This window comes from Lysinibacillus sphaericus, from assembly GCF_000600105.1.
In the GTDB taxonomy this organism is placed as follows: domain Bacteria; phylum Bacillota; class Bacilli; order Bacillales_A; family Planococcaceae; genus Lysinibacillus; species Lysinibacillus sphaericus.
The window spans coordinates 1,468,748-1,486,172 of the sequence record NZ_CP006837.1; the positions used below are offsets into that span (position 1 = coordinate 1,468,748).

General features: G+C 39.1%; 19 protein-coding genes. 10 read left to right on the forward strand and 9 right to left on the reverse strand.

Annotation, left to right across the window (positions count from 1 at the left end):
• Positions 1-149 precede the first annotated feature (149 nt).
• Positions 150-1,280 carry a CamS family sex pheromone protein gene (locus T479_RS06685; RefSeq protein ID WP_038510199.1) on the forward strand — a complete coding sequence of 377 codons (1,131 nt, stop codon included), beginning with the start codon at positions 150-152 and terminating at the stop codon, positions 1,278-1,280.
• A 115-nt stretch (positions 1,281-1,395) separates the two neighbouring features.
• Positions 1,396-1,686 (forward strand): hypothetical protein, encoded by a 291-nt coding sequence (locus T479_RS06690; RefSeq protein ID WP_025218999.1) that lies wholly within the window; start codon positions 1,396-1,398, stop codon positions 1,684-1,686.
• Positions 1,687-1,735: 49 nt separating this feature from the next.
• Here T479_RS06690 and T479_RS06695 read toward each other — a convergent pair whose 3' ends face one another.
• Genes T479_RS06695 through fdhF form a run of 3 tightly spaced genes read right to left on the reverse strand, consistent with a single transcriptional unit; the run spans position 1,736 to position 6,215 of the window.
• Positions 1,736-2,782, reverse strand: coding sequence for an Mrp/NBP35 family ATP-binding protein (locus T479_RS06695; protein WP_025219000.1), 1,047 nt, complete (start codon positions 2,780-2,782; stop codon positions 1,736-1,738).
• A gap of 12 nt (positions 2,783-2,794) precedes the next feature.
• Entirely contained in the window at positions 2,795-3,274 is a 480-nt protein-coding gene (locus T479_RS06700) for a helical membrane plugin domain-containing protein (protein ID WP_025219001.1), read from the reverse strand.
• Between the two features lie 4 nt (positions 3,275-3,278).
• Positions 3,279-6,215 carry a formate dehydrogenase subunit alpha gene (gene fdhF, locus T479_RS06705; protein ID WP_025219002.1) on the reverse strand — a complete coding sequence of 979 codons (2,937 nt, stop codon included), beginning with the start codon at positions 6,213-6,215 and terminating at the stop codon, positions 3,279-3,281.
• A 569-nt stretch (positions 6,216-6,784) separates the two neighbouring features.
• On the opposite strand from fdhF, the gene T479_RS06710 reads away from it, so the two are divergent.
• The 3 genes from T479_RS06710 to moaA are packed head-to-tail and all read left to right on the forward strand — an operon-like array spanning position 6,785 to position 8,980.
• Entirely contained in the window at positions 6,785-7,132 is a 348-nt protein-coding gene (locus T479_RS06710) for a Na-translocating system protein MpsC family protein (protein ID WP_025219003.1), read from the forward strand.
• 12 nt (positions 7,133-7,144) lie between these two features.
• Entirely contained in the window at positions 7,145-7,963 is an 819-nt protein-coding gene (gene fdhD / locus T479_RS06715; RefSeq protein WP_024362399.1) for a formate dehydrogenase accessory sulfurtransferase FdhD, read from the forward strand.
• Positions 7,964-8,980 carry a GTP 3',8-cyclase MoaA gene (gene moaA / locus T479_RS06720; RefSeq protein WP_025219004.1) on the forward strand — a complete coding sequence of 339 codons (1,017 nt, stop codon included), beginning with the start codon at positions 7,964-7,966 and terminating at the stop codon, positions 8,978-8,980.
• A 48-nt stretch (positions 8,981-9,028) separates the two neighbouring features.
• On the opposite strand, the gene moaC is transcribed toward moaA, so the two are convergent.
• From moaC to T479_RS06735, 3 genes are read right to left on the reverse strand one after another with little or no spacing between them, the layout of a single operon-like run.
• Complete coding sequence (moaC, locus tag T479_RS06725; protein ID WP_024362397.1) at positions 9,029-9,511, reverse strand: cyclic pyranopterin monophosphate synthase MoaC; 483 nt, start codon at positions 9,509-9,511, stop codon at positions 9,029-9,031.
• On the reverse strand, positions 9,504-10,094 hold the full coding sequence (gene mobA, locus T479_RS06730) for a molybdenum cofactor guanylyltransferase (RefSeq protein ID WP_024362396.1): 591 nt from the start codon (positions 10,092-10,094) through the stop codon (positions 9,504-9,506). The genes moaC and mobA overlap by 8 nt, the downstream gene beginning before the upstream one ends.
• Entirely contained in the window at positions 10,091-10,585 is a 495-nt protein-coding gene (locus T479_RS06735) for a MogA/MoaB family molybdenum cofactor biosynthesis protein (RefSeq protein ID WP_024362395.1), read from the reverse strand. Before T479_RS06735 ends, mobA begins: the two co-directional genes overlap by 4 nt.
• 101 nt (positions 10,586-10,686) lie before the next feature.
• Between T479_RS06735 and T479_RS06740 the strand changes: the two genes are divergently transcribed.
• The 5 genes from T479_RS06740 to moaD are packed head-to-tail and all read left to right on the forward strand — an operon-like array spanning position 10,687 to position 14,199.
• Complete coding sequence (locus T479_RS06740; RefSeq protein WP_025219005.1) at positions 10,687-11,703, forward strand: thiazole biosynthesis adenylyltransferase ThiF; 1,017 nt, start codon at positions 10,687-10,689, stop codon at positions 11,701-11,703.
• A gap of 13 nt (positions 11,704-11,716) precedes the next feature.
• The gene (locus T479_RS06745) at positions 11,717-13,006 is read left to right on the forward strand and encodes a molybdopterin molybdotransferase MoeA (protein ID WP_025219006.1); all 1,290 of its coding nucleotides are present in this window, start codon (positions 11,717-11,719) and stop codon (positions 13,004-13,006) included.
• Complete coding sequence (mobB, locus tag T479_RS06750) at positions 12,976-13,509, forward strand: molybdopterin-guanine dinucleotide biosynthesis protein B (RefSeq protein ID WP_025219007.1); 534 nt, start codon at positions 12,976-12,978, stop codon at positions 13,507-13,509. The genes T479_RS06745 and mobB overlap by 31 nt, the downstream gene beginning before the upstream one ends.
• Entirely contained in the window at positions 13,490-13,969 is a 480-nt protein-coding gene (locus T479_RS06755; RefSeq protein WP_025219008.1) for a molybdenum cofactor biosynthesis protein MoaE, read from the forward strand. Before mobB ends, T479_RS06755 begins: the two co-directional genes overlap by 20 nt.
• Positions 13,966-14,199: a molybdopterin converting factor subunit 1 gene (moaD, locus tag T479_RS06760; protein WP_025219009.1), complete on the forward strand. Its 234-nt coding sequence runs from the start codon at positions 13,966-13,968 to the stop codon at positions 14,197-14,199. The genes T479_RS06755 and moaD overlap by 4 nt, the downstream gene beginning before the upstream one ends.
• Before the next feature lie 317 nt (positions 14,200-14,516).
• Here the strand turns inward: moaD and modB are convergent, their stop codons facing one another.
• The 3 genes from modB to T479_RS06775 form a co-directional block, all read right to left on the reverse strand.
• The gene (modB, locus tag T479_RS06765) at positions 14,517-15,173 is read right to left on the reverse strand and encodes a molybdate ABC transporter permease subunit (protein WP_024362389.1); all 657 of its coding nucleotides are present in this window, start codon (positions 15,171-15,173) and stop codon (positions 14,517-14,519) included.
• Entirely contained in the window at positions 15,174-15,959 is a 786-nt protein-coding gene (modA, locus tag T479_RS06770) for a molybdate ABC transporter substrate-binding protein (protein ID WP_025219010.1), read from the reverse strand.
• Positions 15,960-16,116: 157 nt separating this feature from the next.
• The gene (locus T479_RS06775) at positions 16,117-17,385 is read right to left on the reverse strand and encodes a PTS ascorbate transporter subunit IIC (protein WP_025219011.1); all 1,269 of its coding nucleotides are present in this window, start codon (positions 17,383-17,385) and stop codon (positions 16,117-16,119) included.
• Between the last annotated feature and the right edge of the window lie 40 nt (positions 17,386-17,425).

Here is a 17,425-nt window from a genome sequence, read left to right on the forward strand (position 1 = left end):
TATGGTGTAAAAATAGAATAAGAGGGCAGTTAATCAGGTAAAGGTTATTGATGGCGTTAACCAATATTTGTACAATTTATGGTAATATTAGGTGTGGAATTATTTGTAGAGAATTGCCTGAAATGACAATGATTAAGGAGCAAAAAGAAATGGATATAAAAAAGAGTGCGCTAATTTGGTTATCCCCTTTGTTTTTTTTAGCTGCTTGTAGTGATAATGACGATGTAAATACGAAAGAAGAAAAAATGTATATTTCTTCAATTCAAAAGAAGGAAATTTATGAAATTCAACAGCCTGCCAAATCGAACGTTTCAAGAGGGCTAATTGTTGGTCACATGAACAATTCAATCAATATCAATGAAATCGAAAAAGGGCTCATGAATTTATCAGTTGACCATTTTTCTCCCAAGAGTTTTTATATGCAAGAAGGACAATATTTAGATAAAAATATTATAAATCAATGGTTAGCTAGAAAAACTGAAGAAGGTTTAGGGTTAAATCCAGCTATCGAAAATAGTACGGGCAATGTTTTAGAGGATGAAAAAATGAATCCGCTTATATTATCACATGTGTTAGAGCAAAATTTTATTAACAAAAAAAGCGGGAAAATAGAAGGAATGTCTTTAGCTATATCGTTAAATGAATTTTATGATATTCGGGTATCCGACGATAAAGGCTTGATTTATACAGGGCAAGTGAAAGTAGATAATACTGATGATGATGTGAATGATGTTGCTGAGTATGGCAAAAAAGTGGCTGAAAGCATCATAAAAGATCTAAGGAAAAATGCCGCAATACCTAATGTTCCAATCTATTTAACATTGTATCAAGAGTCCAATAAAAACGATATTATTCCAGGTGTTTTTTTAGCTGATACTTATATTGCAGAGGGGAAGGAGAAAATAGATAAATGGAATGACATTGATAAAAAAGACTATACGTTTCCTTCTGATGCCTTATATAGTTTAGATCAAGATACATATAATCAATTATTAAAGTTTAAGGAAGATATACAACAGAATTTCAAACATTTAAATCCTAAAATAATTGGAAAGTTGCGATATGAAAATGGCAAGCTAGCAGATATAAAAATAGAGGTACATGCCCCTTTAATAAACGATACCGAACTGATTGGGCTTTTACAGTTTATAGGGACAAAACTAAATACTATTTTATTTGACTATGTGCCTGTGTCGATTCGTATTATCGATCAAAACCAAGATATCGGCATTGTTCTATGGGACCCAAAAGAAAAACAAATATTTGCTACCCCGATTTAGTTTTAGTGACAGACACCCAAACAATTCTGAAAATTATTCGCTTATCAATTGCGTTAATATGGAGTATTATTTAAATAGGAAGAAACTCTATATTGAAGGATGGCATTTAGACAACATGAATGAGCAATTAGTAGATTGGATTATACGCTTTCAAAGGGATAAAGATATTGAAGCATTAGCACATTTAAAAAGCTATTGTTACAACATAATTGAGCCTTTGATTGGAGAATTTACAGCGAAATATGGTGAAGAGGCAGGAGCGTTATTACGTTTAAAATGGGATAAACGCTTTTATTTTATTTTTACAAAGTATCAGGTGCATGTAGGGTTACCTTTAGATACATTTGTCCAAAATACGTATCGTTTTTATTTCATACAAGTGTTAAAAAAAGCGGGTTATTTGTAGCAATGAAAATCCCTTGATTTGTGAATAAGCAAATCAAGGGATTGTTGTTTTATTGATATAGTAAATCTTCTGCTAGATGAGTAAAGATTTCGCCAATCACTGTTTCTTCATCATATATGGAGGAACCTGTATTTTCTTCAGGCTGGGCGAAAGGAATACGGGCAATCACTTCAGTTTGGAGTAATTTTGCCAAATGTTCGGCTCCACCTTGTCCGAATAGATAGTTTTTTTGACCATCTGCCCCTTCAAAATAAGCCATGTTTTCAACTACACCAATAATGGAATGTTTCGTATGTTGAGCCATTAAGCCTGCACGGGATGCGACGTGAGAAGCGGCCAAATGCGGTGTCGTTACGATAATCTCTTGTGCTTGTGGAATCATCGCGGCCATATCAATCGCCACATCCCCAGTTCCTGGTGGTAAATCAATTAGCAGAAAATCCAACTCTCCCCATACGGTGTTGACAAGGAAATTGCGAATCCATTTGTTGAGCATTGGTCCACGCCACATAACAGGCTGGTTCCCATTGGTGAAAAAGCCCATTGACATTAATTTAACCCCATGACTTTCAACTGGTATCACTGTTTGGTCAAGCATAATAGGTTTTTGCTCAATGTTCATCATTGCAGGAATGCTGAAGCCGTAAATATCAGCATCTAGTATGCCTACACGTTTGCCAAGACGAGCAAGAGCGACCGCTAAATTAATGGTCACTGTCGACTTCCCAACGCCGCCTTTACCACTTGTGATAGCAATAAACTGCACACCTGAATGAAGCTGCAACATGTTTGGCATCCCTTGTTCGTTACTATTTTTCGCTTGTAGCAGGGACGATAGTGCACGACGTTCCTGTTCAGTCATAACACCAAAGGTAACGGCAACACTGGAGGCACCAATTGCTTGTAGTGCCTCCTCCACATCTTGCTGAATTTTCGCTTTTAACGGACAGCCTGGTATGGTTAACATAATATCCAGTGATAGATGGGTGCCGCTTATGTGAATATTGCGTACCATATTCAATGTGACGATACTCTGATGAAGCTCAGGATCTTGAACTTGTTGTAATGCGTTGATAACATCTTCTTGTACTAACATATTAGAACCACCTTATTCTTTTAACCCTTTGCCAAGTCCCTTTAAGAAATGAACACCAAAATTGAGTGCGCGATTGACATCTGGATCATTTAACATTTTGACAAGTTTAAAGGTGCTAACTTTGTCATCGGATTCAAGTGCTTTGTTAGCTTCTTCTACACCTGAATTTAAGCCTTCAATAAGCTTCGCTGTTGTTTCCGGTTTGAGTTCTGTCAAAGCTCCTGCAACCCCCATTAAATTATTAATCATATTGGTTACAGGCTTTCTTGTTAGTTGTCCAAGCGCAATATGGGCCACTTCTTCTTTGGCTTCTAGTAGTTTCATTGCGGCTTCTAGTGCACCGATATGATTTAATTCAGCCATAATAAGCAATACTTGATTGACCGCTTCTTCCTGCTCAGAAAGCAGTTGTTTAAGATTATCTAATTTTTGTTCCTTGAGCTGTTCGTCTGTTACTTGTTGTTTTTTTATGCTTGTAATGGGTTCAGCCATGTTCTCACTCTCTTTCGTTTAGGGTTGTTAAGTGAACGTAGCCAGGACGATTCCATTTTCGTTGTACCTCTACACCATTTTGAGGATGACGCTTTTTATAGCGCGGGTTAGTGCGTGGCAACGGCGTCTTGCCTTTTGCTTTTAGCACTTCTACTCGAACTTTTGTTTGTTTGTAGGCTGGTGTTGATGTATTAATATCTGCTGCAGGACCAGTTAAGAAGTTGATAGCTGAATCTTTGCTAACAGAGTTCATTGGTAAAAATAATTCATTCCCTTGCACGCGATCTGTTACTAATGCATTGAGCTTTAATGCGCCATATGGAGATACTAAACGGAGTAGGGCGCCATCTTCAATGCCTCGTTCTTTCGCCAATTGTGGTGAAACTTCAACGAAAATTTCAGGTACCTTTGATTGAATACCTTTCGATTTATTTGTTAGATTTCCTTCGTGGAAGTGCTCGAGCATACGACCGTTATTAATATGACAATCGTATTGTGCCTCAAATTCAACCGGTTGCACCCAATCATGTAAAGCAAAACGTGCTTTTTTATCAGGGAAGTTAAATCCGTCTTCATATAATAATGGTGTATCTTTGCCATCATGACTACCCCAACAGAAGCTACCCCAGCCTGCTAAGACTTCATAGTTGGCTTGTGAGAATAGGGGGGATAGACTCGCCATTTCATCGAAAATGTCGCTTGGATGATTATACTGCCAATCTGCTCCTAATCGACGTGCGACTGCTTGAAGGATTTCCCAATCTGCTTTTGACTCACCGAGTGTTGGCAAAACTTGATAGAGACGCTGAACGCGACGTTCTGTATTCGTGAATGTGCCTTCTTTTTCAAGCGAAGGGGCTGCTGGTAAAATCACATCTGCATATTGGGCAGTACGTGATAGGAAGCAATCTTGGACAACAAAAAATTCTATTTGTGAAAGAACCTCATCTACATGGTTGGCATTACAGTCAACAAGTGCCATATCCTCGCCCACTAAATACATCGCTTTCATTTTACCTTCCATAATAGCATCTAACATTTGCATATTATTTCGACCTGGTTGAGATTGAATAGGGACACCATAAGCTTTTTCGAATTTTGCTCGTGCTTCATCATCGGTCACTTTTTGGTAGCCAGGCAATAGATTTGGTAATGTCCCCATATCACAGGCACCTTGAACATTATTGTGACCGCGTAGCGGGTAAGCCCCAGCTCCAGGACGACGATAGTTACCAGTTGCTAATAGTAAATTCGAAATAGCCGCTGATGTATAAGAGCCTCCCGTATTTTGCGTGACACCCATACCCCAAAGAACACAAGTGCCGTCTGCATCACGAATCATTTCAGCAACTTCAATCAATGTTTCCTTGCTAATTCCTGTCATATCTTCAGCGTAATCAAGGGTATAGGTTGCAAGCACTTGTTTAAAATCTTCAAAATGCAGGACATTGTCTTGAATAAAGGCTTCGTCATGCCATCCTTGATCGATGATATATTTGGTAACTGCCATAATCCACACTTGGTCAGTACCTTGTTTTGGATGCATAAAGATGTCTGAACGCTCAGCCATTTCATGTTTACGAATATCGGCAACGATTAATTTTTGACCATGTAATTTGTGGGCACGTTTCACACGTGTTGCTAAAACAGGATGGCCTTCGGCTGGGTTAGCACCAACAATAATGACAAGGCCTGCTTTGGCAATATCTTGAATCGTACCAGCGTCACCGCCTAAACCTACTGTACGTAATAAACCGTCCGTAGCGGGAGACTGACAATAACGAGAGCAATTGTCGACGTCATTTGTTGCAAATAATTGACGTGCCATTTTTTGTATTAAGTAATTTTCTTCATTTGTAATTTTAGAAGAAGAGATAAAACCGACAGAACCTGGACCATATTGTTGTTGAATGCCACCAAGTTTTGTGGCGATTAAATCTAACGCTTCATCCCAAGAAGATTCAACAAACTCATTATTTTTACGAATAAGTGGTTTGGTAATGCGTTCTTCCGAATTGATGAAATCCCAACCGAATTTTCCTTTTACACATGTAGAAATGGCATTGACCGGACCATCAGAAGGTTGTACTTTTAAAATTTTTCGGTCTTTTGTCCAAACTTCGAATGAACAACCTACACCACAGAAAGTACAAACTGTTTTTGTTTTTTTCGTGCGCTTACTACGCATGGCAGCTTCCACTTCAGAAACCGCAAAAATACCGCTATACCCTGGTTCAACTTCTTTAATCAAATGAATCATGGGATCTAACATATCTTGTTTTAAACCCGTCATAAATCCAGCCTCTCCAAGCATGGATTTTTCCATTAAAGCATTACAAGGACAAACGGTTACACATTGTCCGCAGCTTACACAGGAAGAATCATTAATGGCAGCACCTTTATCCCAAATTACACGTGGTCTTTCTGCCTCCCAATCGAGGGATAATGTTTCGTTTACCTGTAAATTTTGACAAACTTCTACGCATTGTCCGCATGCAATGCATTGGTTCGGGTCATATCGGTAAAATGGGTGTGACATGTCTACTTCATGTGGTTCAACTTTTGGTTTGTACGGATATTTTTGATGTTCGATTTCCATTAATTCGGCTGTATTGTGTAATGAGCAATTTCCGTTGTTATTATCACACACTGTACAGTACAGTAAATGGTTTTCGAGTAAACGGTCCATCGCTTCTGTTTGTGCTGCTTTAGCTTTGTCAGAAGCTAATAACACATTCATGCCTTCTACTGCCTTTGTGGAGCAAGAACGAACTAATTGGCCGTTTACCTCCACGATACATGTATCACATGTTTCGATTGGGTCTACAGCTGGCACATGACAAATCTGTGGATGAGGAATGTCATGTTGATTAATGGTATCAAGTATTGTAGCTCCTTCTTTGACATCATACGGTACCCCATTAATAAGAATTTGAGTCAAGATACTTCCTCCTTTTGCACGTTGAGACTCATGAAACAACTTGTTACGGCTTAAGACAAAAAGGGAATGACGAATTGAGTTGTTGATAGAATTGATTGTCTTGTTATTATTGTAATTCCCACTTCGTCTTTAATCTACCTAGAAATAGTTAAATGTCTAGTTCATAACCAGTACTCCATGTCTTGGTTTGTAAAATAAAAAAATCCACCATGAAATTACATGTCCAAGACATGCTAATCATTCATGGTGGATAAAATTCTTAGCAGGTCTTGCTAAAAACTCAATCTACTTTTATGTTAAATAACAATAGAATGTAACTATTAAAACCACTTTCCAACATCGTGAGAAAGGGATCAAAATAGATAAACTCCATTTGGAATAACAATAATTATAGCCTTTTTCTACAAAATGAACAATATTTATCATAAAAAATTATTAGATGATAATGGTTATCAAAAAGTATTTTCTCTTTTAATTTTTTTCAAGTTGCTATATCATTAACAAACTGTAAGGGTGACCGTCATATTAAATTGACTAAAAAGTTTTATTACGATGGGAGAATCGTTGCTATGTCTAAAAAAATACATGAATTTAATGATATGATACGTAAATTAAGAAAAGAAGTATTTGGTAAAGGTCCAGAGCGTATTCATACAGTTTTTGTCGAGAATATGGCTGTATCTACTTTGTATGGAAATATAACACCAACCGAAAAATTTATTGCCAGTACACCAGAAGGACTAAAAATGGTGCATGCTGCAAGGACAACTATGATTCAAGATTTATATGCACAATCACCGCCAGAGGGTATGGAAGAATTGATGGGCAGCAAATTGCTCCACTTATTTTCAGATATTAAAATTGAAGAGGATTTTGCAATTTCCGTCTTTGTTTTTGAAAAGAATATCAGTGTCTAAAGGGGATGCCTTATGGAACGAGCAATCACAAGGAAAATTATGCGCGTTGAAGGACAGCAAGTAAAAGAAATGGATGATGTAATCGTCACAGAATACGCTGTAACTGTAAAAATCAATCAGCAAGAATTTGTCACGATGGTATGTTCACCAGAGTATGTGGAAGATATGGTTATTGGCTACTTAGCTTCTGAACGAGTTATTCGCAGCTTTGATGATATTGAGGAAATTTGGCACCAAGAAAAAGAAGGCTTTGTGCATATTAAAACAAAGCATGTTAATCCCTATTACCAGCAGACGCAAAACAAACGCTATATTACCTCTTGTTGTGGAATGAGTCGACAAGGCTTTGTTTTTACGAATGATGCATTAGTGGCAAAAAAAATGGACGATGTGCATGTGCAAATCACAACCGAGGATTGCTTCCGTTTAATGCATGATATGCAGGAAGGTGCAGACATTTTTAAGCAAACGGGTGGTGTGCACAATGCTGCACTATGTAATGTCAATGGCATTGTCTTAAGTCGCATGGATATTGGACGTCATAATGCGTTAGATAAAATTTACGGCTATTGTCTGCGCAACAATATCAGTATGCAAGATAAAATTATCGTCTTTAGCGGACGATTATCGTCAGAAATTTTACTAAAGGTCTCCAAAATAGGCTGTGAAATTGTGCTATCTAAATCAGCACCAACGGACTTAGCATTACAATTAGCAGAGCAGCTCGGCATTACAACGGTAGGTTTTATCCGACAACAAGCTTTGAATATTTATACACAGCCACGACGCATCCTATTACCAGCCCAGAATGCACTGAAAGAAGGAGATTAAATGCCAAATCTACAAGACCAATTCAATAGACCTTTAAGAGATTTAAGAATATCTGTAACAGATCGCTGTAATTTCCGTTGCCGCTATTGTATGCCAGCTGAAGTATTTGGTCCAGATTATGCATTTTTACCATCTAATAAAATATTAACTTTTGATGAGATTGAACGATTAGTAAAAATATTTGTGTCGTTGAATGTGAAAAAAATCCGAATTACAGGTGGAGAGCCCTTGCTTCGTCGTGATTTACCAGCATTAATTGCACGCATTCACCGCATTGAAGGTGTAGAAGATATTGCTTTAACAACAAATGGCACTTTATTAAAAAAATATGCACAAGCATTGGCTCAAGCAGGCTTAACTCGCGTTTCTGTTAGTCTAGATTCATTGAATGATGAACGATTTTTGGAAATGAATGGACATCGAGGTAAGGTATTAACGGTGTTAGAGGGCATAGAAAAGGCTGCGGAAGCAGGTTTACAAGTGAAAATTAATATGGTTGTGCAAAAAGGAAAGAATGACCAAGATATTGTTACAATGGCACAATATTTTAAAGAAAAACAGCATATTTTACGTTTTATTGAATATATGGATGTAGGCAATTCGAATGGTTGGAACTTACAGGATGTTGTGTCGAAGCAGGATATTATTGAGCGAGTCCATCAGTTTTCTCCGCTACAACAAGTAGCGCCTAATTACAAAGGGGAAGTGGCATCACGTTATCAATATCAAGATGCACAAGGGGAAATAGGTGTGATTTCATCCGTTACAGATTCCTTCTGTTCCGATTGTTCACGTGCTCGTCTCTCAGCAGAAGGGACCTTATATACTTGTTTATTTGCAACAGAGGGAACAGATTTAAGAGAGCTGTTACGAACAGGACAAGATGATGCCGCTATCCGTGAATGTGTATCAAAGGTATGGGAAACAAGGGACGATCGTTACTCAGATGAACGCAATGAACAAACGATGACAACAAGGAAAAATGCCAAAATTGAAATGTCTCATATTGGGGGGTAGTGCGAAAAAAACAGAAAAAATCGGCAAAGTGATGCCGAATTTTTCTGTTTATTTATGCACAAAAGTGCCACTTTTCCCACCCGTTTTTTCAACAAGATAGGTGTCTTTAATGACCATCGTTTTATCAACTGCTTTACACATATCATAAAAAGTTAAGGCAGCGATCGTCACAGCTGTGAGGGCTTCCATTTCAACACCAGTTTTCCCACTACATTTGACTGTAGCTTGAATATGAAGCTCATAGCCCTTCTCTACTTTGTCATAGTTAAATTGGAAATCCGTGCCTTGTAACATGATAGGATGGCACATGGGAATAAGATCAGCGGTCTTTTTAGCCCCCATAATCCCTGCAATTTGGGCAACTTGTGTTGGATCGCCTTTTTTAATGCCACCTTGTTGGATGGCTTCATAGACAGCATCGGATAACGTGATTGTACTACGCGCAATGGCTGTACGTGTTGTGATTTCTTTTTCTGAAATATCAACCATTTTAGGACGACCTTCTGCGTTCCAGTGTGTAAAATTATTCATTATTAGACTCCTTTTTCCTTGTTTGAGACCAGTCTTGTTGTGCATTAATATTGATAAATGTTGTGTCATCGTCATCAAAAGGGACGTAACAAACTCGCAGTTGCTCTAACAGTACTTTCATACTTCGTTTGTTTTGTTTCGTTAATTGTTGTGCTTTAGGTAAAGCTGTACGTCGAAATAATGCAGCTAATGGCTGATGTTTTTGCGCCTGCATAGGAACGATTGCATCATAATCGTCACTTATTCGACCGACCATTTTTTTGATAAAATCAGCATTCATATAAGGCATATCGCTAGCCACGACAAAAAACCATTCCACATCAGGGTAGGCTGTCATGATATGATGTAAAGCAAAAAGTGGTCCTTGATGTAGCTGTTTGTCGATAATCCATTGGACGTTTTCCTGCTCAAACTGATGTTGTAACTGTGCGTTTGTAGCAATAATAATAGGGGATAGCTGATTTTTTTGTAAAGCGATAAGACTATGCTTGTATAAAGGCTGCCCAGCAAACAGCTCGAACATTTTAGGTTTACCATATCGAGAGGATTGACCACCTGCTAATATAATCCCTGCAATTTTCATAGACGATTCAACTCACCAACAAAATGTTGAACAGTGGGTACTATAAGTTTCGTCATAGCTAGTGATACCGCATTTGTGGAACCAGGTAAAACATAGATGGCTGTTTGTTGAATAGTCCCAGCAGTGGCACGACTAAACATTGCCCTTGGGCCAATTTCGTCATAGCTAAGTGTTCGAAATAACTCACCAAATCCCATCATTTCCTTTTCGAAAAGAGGCAAAATGGTATCGTAAGTTTGGTCTCTTGGTGTAAAGCCTGTTCCGCCCGTTACGATAATGGTATTGATGGATGGATCACTGGACCACTGTTTCACATAACGAGCGATATCCCGTGGTTCATCCTTTGTGAGTTGGTAGTCCACTACTTCGAATGTTGCTTCTTGAAGTAAAGTTTGAATACGCTGTCCAGCGTGATCATTTGCCTTTGTGCGTGTGTCACTGACAGTTAAAAGAGCAACTTGAATGGGTTGCTGATGATGTGTGGGATGCACAGTAAAGACCTCCTTCAAAATTACTAAAAAACATTGCTTTTATTATAATGCTATAAATAAAAAGGTCAAACGAAATTCATAGAAAGAAAGGCTCTATACGTATGCAAAATAGATATTCGAGACAACAATTATTTACCCCTATCGGACAATCTGGGCAAGTATCGATCCAACAAAAACATGCCCTTTTAATAGGTGTCGGTGCATTGGGGAGTGCTAGTGCCGAAGCACTTGTACGTGCTGGTATCGGCAAGTTAACACTGATTGATCGTGATTATGTAGAGTGGAGTAATTTACAAAGACAACAATTATATACAGAGCAAGATGCCCAAGAAAAAATGCCAAAAGCCATCGCAGCTAAAAAACGTCTGCAAGAAATTAACACAGAGGTTGAAATCAATGTTGCCATTATGGATGCATGTATAGAGACTTTGCTACCATTGCTAAAAGATGTAGATGTAATGGTTGATGCGACCGATAATTTTGATGTTCGTTTTCTAATGAATGACCTTGCACAAAAGTATCGAATTCCGTGGGTGTACGGCTCTTGTGTCGGTAGTTATGGCGCAACCTATACGATTGTGCCAGGCAAAACACCTTGTTTGCACTGCTTATTAAAAGCAATACCCCAAACAGGGATGACTTGTGATACGGTAGGTATTATTAGCCCAACGGTTCAAATCGTTGCCGCATATCAAGTGGCTGAAGTGTTAAAAGTGCTTGTTGGAGATGACAAAGCGCTACGAAAAAGCTATTTAACATTTGATGTTTGGCAAAATCAACACTATGAAATCAATGTCGCTAAAATGAGACAGGCTGATTGTCCATCTTGCGGCAATGCGCCAACATATCCTTACTTATCCTATGAAAATCAAACGAAATTACAAATACTTTGTGGACGGGACGCTGTGCAAATTCGACCACCAAAGCCCATTTACTATCAGTTCGAGCAGTTGGCACATCAGCTTCGTTCCTATGGTGAAATTCAGATGAATCCTTATTTGCTTTCTTGTCAAGCGGACGATTATCGAATCGTTATTTTTCAAGATGGGCGAGTTGTGATTCATGGTATACAAGATATACAAAAAGCTAAAACAATTTACTATCGTTTATTAGGTTAAAGGAGTGTGCTAAATGCTAGAAAAAAGACAACCAATTCCTGTGGCAGAAGCTGTTCATCGTGTAATGGACTATGCCTTTCAAGCAAAAAATGAACTTGTACCATTAACACAAGCCCATGGTCGCTTTATAGCAGAAGCGATTCGAGCCGATCAAGATGTCCCAGCTTTTGATCGTTCACCGTATGATGGCTATGCCATTCGTTCCATTGATAGTCAAGGCGCTTGTTCACAGCAGCCAGTTCGATTTCAGGTCGTTGGGGAAATTGGCGCAGGCTATGTCTATGACAGTGTAGTGGAGAAAGGTCAAGCTGTTCGCATTATGACAGGGGCACCGATACCACAAGGCTGTGATGCGGTGGTTATGCTAGAAATAACCCATACTTTTGAAGAAAATCAACAAAAGTATATGTCGATTAAACGCTCTATTGAAGCGGGGACTAATATTTCCTACAAGGGGGAAGATGTACAGCAGGGTACAATCCTTATTGACAAAGGTCAATATATTAACCCCGGTGTGATGGCTTTACTCGCTACGTTTGGCTACGAGCAAGTACCGGTTTATCGTAAAATGGTCATTGGTGTGATAGCCACGGGTAGCGAATTACTAGAGCCAGGTGAATGTTTACAGCCGGGCAAAATTCGAAATAGTAATGCTTATATGATGATGGCACAAATTGAACGTGCAGGCGCAGAAGTCAAATATTTTGGCAAGTTTAGCGATGATTTGGCATTATGTATTAAAATCGTGGAAAAAGCATTGCAGGAAGTAGATATTCTAATTACAACGGGGGGCGTTTCCGTAGGTGATTATGATTATTTACCGGCCATTTATCAGGCGATGGATGCAAAGGTATTATTTAATAAAGTAGCAATGCGTCCAGGCAGTGTAACAACTGTCGCTGCTTGCAATGGTAAATTGTTATTCGGCCTTTCTGGTAATCCTTCAGCCTGCTATGTTGGTTTTGAACTATTTGTACGCCCCATTATACGCACTGCCTATTGTCATCCGCAACCTCATTTACGCAGAGAGCAAGCTATATTAGGGGCGGATTTTACAAAGCCGAATCCCTTTACACGATTTGTGCGCGCGACAGCTTATTACGAAACAGGGCAGCTAGTTGCTGTGCCATCTGGTTTTGATAAATCGAGTGCTGTTTCTTCGTTGGCGACAGCTAATGCTTTTATCGTTTTACCAGGTGGTTCACGAGGTTATGAAAGAGGCATGTCCGTAGCAGTCTTATTGTTAGAAGATTTACAAGGAAGTGAGTGGCCTTGGGACAAACTCGAAAAATCTTACAGATAGTTGGCTATCAAAATAGTGGAAAGACAACATTAATGGAGCAATTAATTAAACAAGCTTCACTGGAAGGGCTACGAGTAGGAACGATTAAGCATCACGGACATGGTGGTGCGCCAATGATCGAAACGTCCAAAGATAGTAGTCGGCATGAGCAGGCAGGTGCGATTGTGACTGCTGTGGAAGGGGAGGGTACTTTACGTATGAGTATTCACCAAAATAGCTGGCAATTGGCTGAAATTCTAGCAATCTATGCGTCCTTTTCGATGGATGTCGTGCTGATTGAAGGATATAAACAGGAACATTATCCAAAAGTAGTACTACTCCGAACAGCACAGGACCAAGTGCTATTGCAGCAAGTAACCAATATTATTTGTGTCATTTATTGGCCGAGCTATCCATTCAATCCGTCCTTAACAATCCCAGCGTATTCAATTTATGAAGAAAGAAAATATATGGAATTTTTGTTGAAAGAAATGAGGGAAGACCATGACGGTAGCGTTGTTTGAAATTATCGACCAACCGATTGATGTCGAGCAAGTAAGACAAAAAGTACTAAATCGAAATGCTGGTGCCGTTACACTATTTATCGGCACCGTACGTGAAATTACAAATGGTAAAAAAACATTGCATTTGGAATATCAAGCCTATCCCGCGATGGCGATAAAAATGTTTGAACAGATTGCAAAGGAAATTCAAGAGCAGTGGCCAGAAGCGATCGTGGCTATTACGCATCGAGTAGGTCGCTTGGATATTTCAGACATTGCTGTTGTTATTGCTGTATCATCACCACATCGTAAAGTAGCTTATATGGCAAATGAATATGCGATTGATCGCATTAAACAAATTGTTCCAATATGGAAAAAAGAGCATTGGGAGGACGGGACGGAATGGATTGGTGACCAATTAGAAAATATCCCCTATCCACAAGGAACACCAGTTATTCAAGAGGAGGAAGGGAAAGCGTGATTAACATCTTATTATTTGCTCACTTACAGGAACAAGTTGGTGAATCACAACTCAAGGTAGCACTGTCAGATGTCACAGTTGCTCAGTTAAAAGAGTGGCTAGAAAAGCACTATCCGCAGCTAGCATTACAACAAATAATGACAGCAGTCAATGAGGAATTTGCAACCGATACGACAATTGTTAAATCGGGTGATACTATCGCCTTTATCCCACCTATTAGCGGGGGATGATGAAAGAGACTATGCGGTAAGTAGCGCTACGAGAGCATCAGCCGTAGTTAACAGCTATCAAAAAAGCTGGGACAAAACAAAAAATTTATTGAAGGAACAGAGGAAAGCTGTTTATAAATTTTGGTTAGAAGTTAAAACTAGTTGATGAATGCGGTGAGAGGCGACTCCTGTTCAACCGTAAGACGAGGGCATTTAGCGGTCAAGCAGAGGGCGGTGGCTTACTGTGCTGAGCGAAAAGAGACCACCCGTAGCAGACATCAATGATAGAGCAAAAAAGTGTTGGATTGACTGCAATTAATCCAACACTTTTTCTCTTTTTATACTTTTAGTAAATGGATACTAAGAAGCATTAGAAAGGAAATAGCAATCATGCACAAAACCCATGTCCAAGCTAGCGTCATGTTACCTGAATCAAGTGCCATATAAATCGCTAGCGGTGTTGTTTGTGTTTTTCCTGGAATGTTCCCCGCAAACATTAAGGTCGCCCCAAACTCCCCTAAAGCACGTGTAAAGCTTAAAATTCCACCAGATACAAGTGCCTTTAATGCGAGCGGAATAGATACACAAACAAAGACTTGCCATTCATTCGCCCCATCAACACGTGCTGCATTTTCAATATCTTTATCTACAGAGGCAAAGCCCGTTTTCGCGGATTGATACATTAATGGAAAGGCAACAATTGTAGAAGCGATGACGGCAGCCCACCATGTGAACATGATTGGTTGATCGAAAAGCCACATAATTAGATTTCCTAATACACTATTTTTTCCAAAAATAACGATGAGCAGAAAACCAACTACAGTAGGAGGTAATACTAAGGGTAAAAGCAACACCGTTTCTAACAAGAGTTTGCCTTTAAAATGGCGAGTTGCCATCCATTTACCCATTAAAATACCAACTATAATAGCAGTAATTCCAGCAACAAAGGCAATTTCAATGGAAAGCCTAAGAGGAGACCAAAAATCGGTACCCATTTATTGAGCTCCTTTAAAGCCATACTTTTTGAAAATATTCATTGCCTCATCACTTTGTAAATATTGATAAAAATCTTTTGCCTCTTGTTCATGCTTACTCGCTTTTAGGACGCCTACAGGATAAATAATCGGTGCATGGGTCGCACCATCGGCAGTCGCAATGACATCGACTTTATCGGAGACGAGGGCATCTGTTTTATAAACGATGCCAGCATCTACATTTTCGCTTTCAGTATAAGTAAGTACTTGACGCACATCTTTTGTATATACCACTTTAGAAGCAAGTGATTCCCAAAGCTGCATGCTTTTTAATGTGTCGACGCCATACTGCCCAGCAGGAACCGTTTCGGGTGTGCCAAGCGCAATTTTTCCTGCTTGAAGTAAATCGTCAAAGGAATGGATTTGCTTTTCGTTGTTTTTAGGAACGATTAATACTAACTCATTAGCTAAAAGATCTGTTCCTTGCTGTTGTTCAATCATTTCTTTTTCTACTAGGGCGTCGAATTTATCTTTCGCTGCTGAAAAGAATAAATCCACCGGTGCACCTTGTGAAATTTGTTGTTGCAATGCACCAGAGCCGCCAAAGTTATAGAGGATATTGACCGAATCGTGTTCTTTTTCATACGTTGTTTTAAGTTCTTCTAAGGCATCCTGTAAACTAGCTGCCGCAGAAATCGTTAATTCAACAGGTTCGTTTGCAGTCCCTTCTTTTTCTTGGTTACCACAAGCTACTAATAGACCTACTAGTAGAGCCAGTGTCGCAAATAAACGATAAAAGTTTTTCACTGATTTTACTCCTTTTATAACTCGTTATAACAAGACATAACTAATTATAATCAGTGCTAAGTAAAAAAGATAGTCGTGCCAGTCACCCGAACAATTCTGATAATTTAAAAACTCGTTCTGCATGTTAGAACGAGTTTTTAAATATGAAGTGATGTGCTTACACCGCACCAAATAATTTTAAAATATTAATAATAATAATGCCTACGATGCCAAAGTCAGAATCACCAAATGTTGTTCCTTCGTAGCCGATATCACCCATAAAGATAAGGAGAATCGCTGGGATAAAGCTAATGATTATCCCGTTAGCAAATGCACCTGCCATGGAGCCAATACGACCACCCGTTGCATTACCGAAAACACCTGCCGCAGCACCTGTAAAGAAATGTGGCACTAGGCCAGGAACAATAACTTTAAGCCCAATCAGCGGCAGGACAAACATCGACAATAAGCCAGCTAAAAAGCTAAAGAGAAAACCGATAATAACGGCATTCGGTGCGAATGGGAAAATTGTCGGGCAATCTAAAGCAGGTTTAGCGTTTGGTACGAGCTTATCAGCAATCCCTTTAAATGCAGGAATAATTTCTGCAATCAGCATACGAACACCCGCAAGGATAATATAGACCCCCGCTGCAAAGGTAATCGCTTGGATAATCGCGAAAACAATGAAGTTCGATCCCCCGGATAATTGCGCTTCAATATAAGAACGACCTGCGAATAAAGCGACAACAATGAAAAATAAGCTCATTGTTAAGGAAATGGCAACGGATGTATCTCTTAAAAATCCAAGTGATTTAGGCACTGCTATTGCTTCAGTCGACTTGGCTTTGTTGCCAAATAGTTGACCAATTTTAGCAGATACATAGTAGCCAATGCTGCCAAAATGTCCAACTGCAAAGTCATTATTTCCTGTTATTTGACGCACGGTAGGCTGTAAAATGGCAGGGAAAATCACCATACATAAACCTAACAATATAGAACCGAAAATAATGAGAGGAGCGCCACTCATCCCCCCAACAGAGAGGGAAGCTGCGATTAAACACGCCATAAATAATGTATGATGACCAGTTAAAAAAATATATTTTAAAGGCGTAAATCGCGCTAGCAAAAGATTCATTACCATCCCGAATACCATAATCAAGGCTGTGGATGTGCCAAATGTCGTTTGTGCCGCAGCAACAATGGCTTCATTATTGGGGATAACCCCTTGTACCTGAAAGGCATGATCAAACATTTTGCTAAAGTGAGTTAAAGAACCAATTAAAACAGCTGCACCGGCACCTAAAATGACAAAGCCCATAATAGTTTTTAACGTCCCTGAAAGAACAGTTGAAGCAGATTTCTTTTGGATTAATAAGCCGACAAGCGCAAATAGGCCGACTAGTATTGCTGGTGTACCTAAAATGTCATTCATCATAACATCTAACATACCAACACCTCATCTTATCCAATTTTAAAAGCAACGTAAG

Bases quoted from the DNA above. Each gene is read 5' to 3' on its own strand.
- T479_RS06740 (WP_025219005.1), top strand. From the start codon at position 10,687: ATGCAAAATAGATATTCGAGACAACAATTATTTACCCCTATCGGACAA.
- T479_RS06685 (WP_038510199.1), top strand. From the start codon at position 150: ATGGATATAAAAAAGAGTGCGCTAATTTGGTTATCCCCTTTGTTTTTT.
- mobA (WP_024362396.1), bottom strand. From the start codon at position 10,094: ATGAAAATTGCAGGGATTATATTAGCAGGTGGTCAATCCTCTCGATAT.
- T479_RS06775 (WP_025219011.1), bottom strand. From the start codon at position 17,385: ATGTTAGATGTTATGATGAATGACATTTTAGGTACACCAGCAATACTA.
- T479_RS06710 (WP_025219003.1), top strand. From the start codon at position 6,785: ATGTCTAAAAAAATACATGAATTTAATGATATGATACGTAAATTAAGA.
- T479_RS06745 (WP_025219006.1), top strand. From the start codon at position 11,717: ATGCTAGAAAAAAGACAACCAATTCCTGTGGCAGAAGCTGTTCATCGT.
- moaC (WP_024362397.1), bottom strand. From the start codon at position 9,511: ATGAATAATTTTACACACTGGAACGCAGAAGGTCGTCCTAAAATGGTT.
- T479_RS06700 (WP_025219001.1), bottom strand. From the start codon at position 3,274: ATGGCTGAACCCATTACAAGCATAAAAAAACAACAAGTAACAGACGAA.
- fdhD (WP_024362399.1), top strand. From the start codon at position 7,145: ATGGAACGAGCAATCACAAGGAAAATTATGCGCGTTGAAGGACAGCAA.
- T479_RS06755 (WP_025219008.1), top strand. From the start codon at position 13,490: ATGACGGTAGCGTTGTTTGAAATTATCGACCAACCGATTGATGTCGAG.
- moaA (WP_025219004.1), top strand. From the start codon at position 7,964: ATGCCAAATCTACAAGACCAATTCAATAGACCTTTAAGAGATTTAAGA.
- T479_RS06690 (WP_025218999.1), top strand. From the start codon at position 1,396: ATGAATGAGCAATTAGTAGATTGGATTATACGCTTTCAAAGGGATAAA.
- modB (WP_024362389.1), bottom strand. From the start codon at position 15,173: ATGGGTACCGATTTTTGGTCTCCTCTTAGGCTTTCCATTGAAATTGCC.
- T479_RS06695 (WP_025219000.1), bottom strand. From the start codon at position 2,782: ATGTTAGTACAAGAAGATGTTATCAACGCATTACAACAAGTTCAAGAT.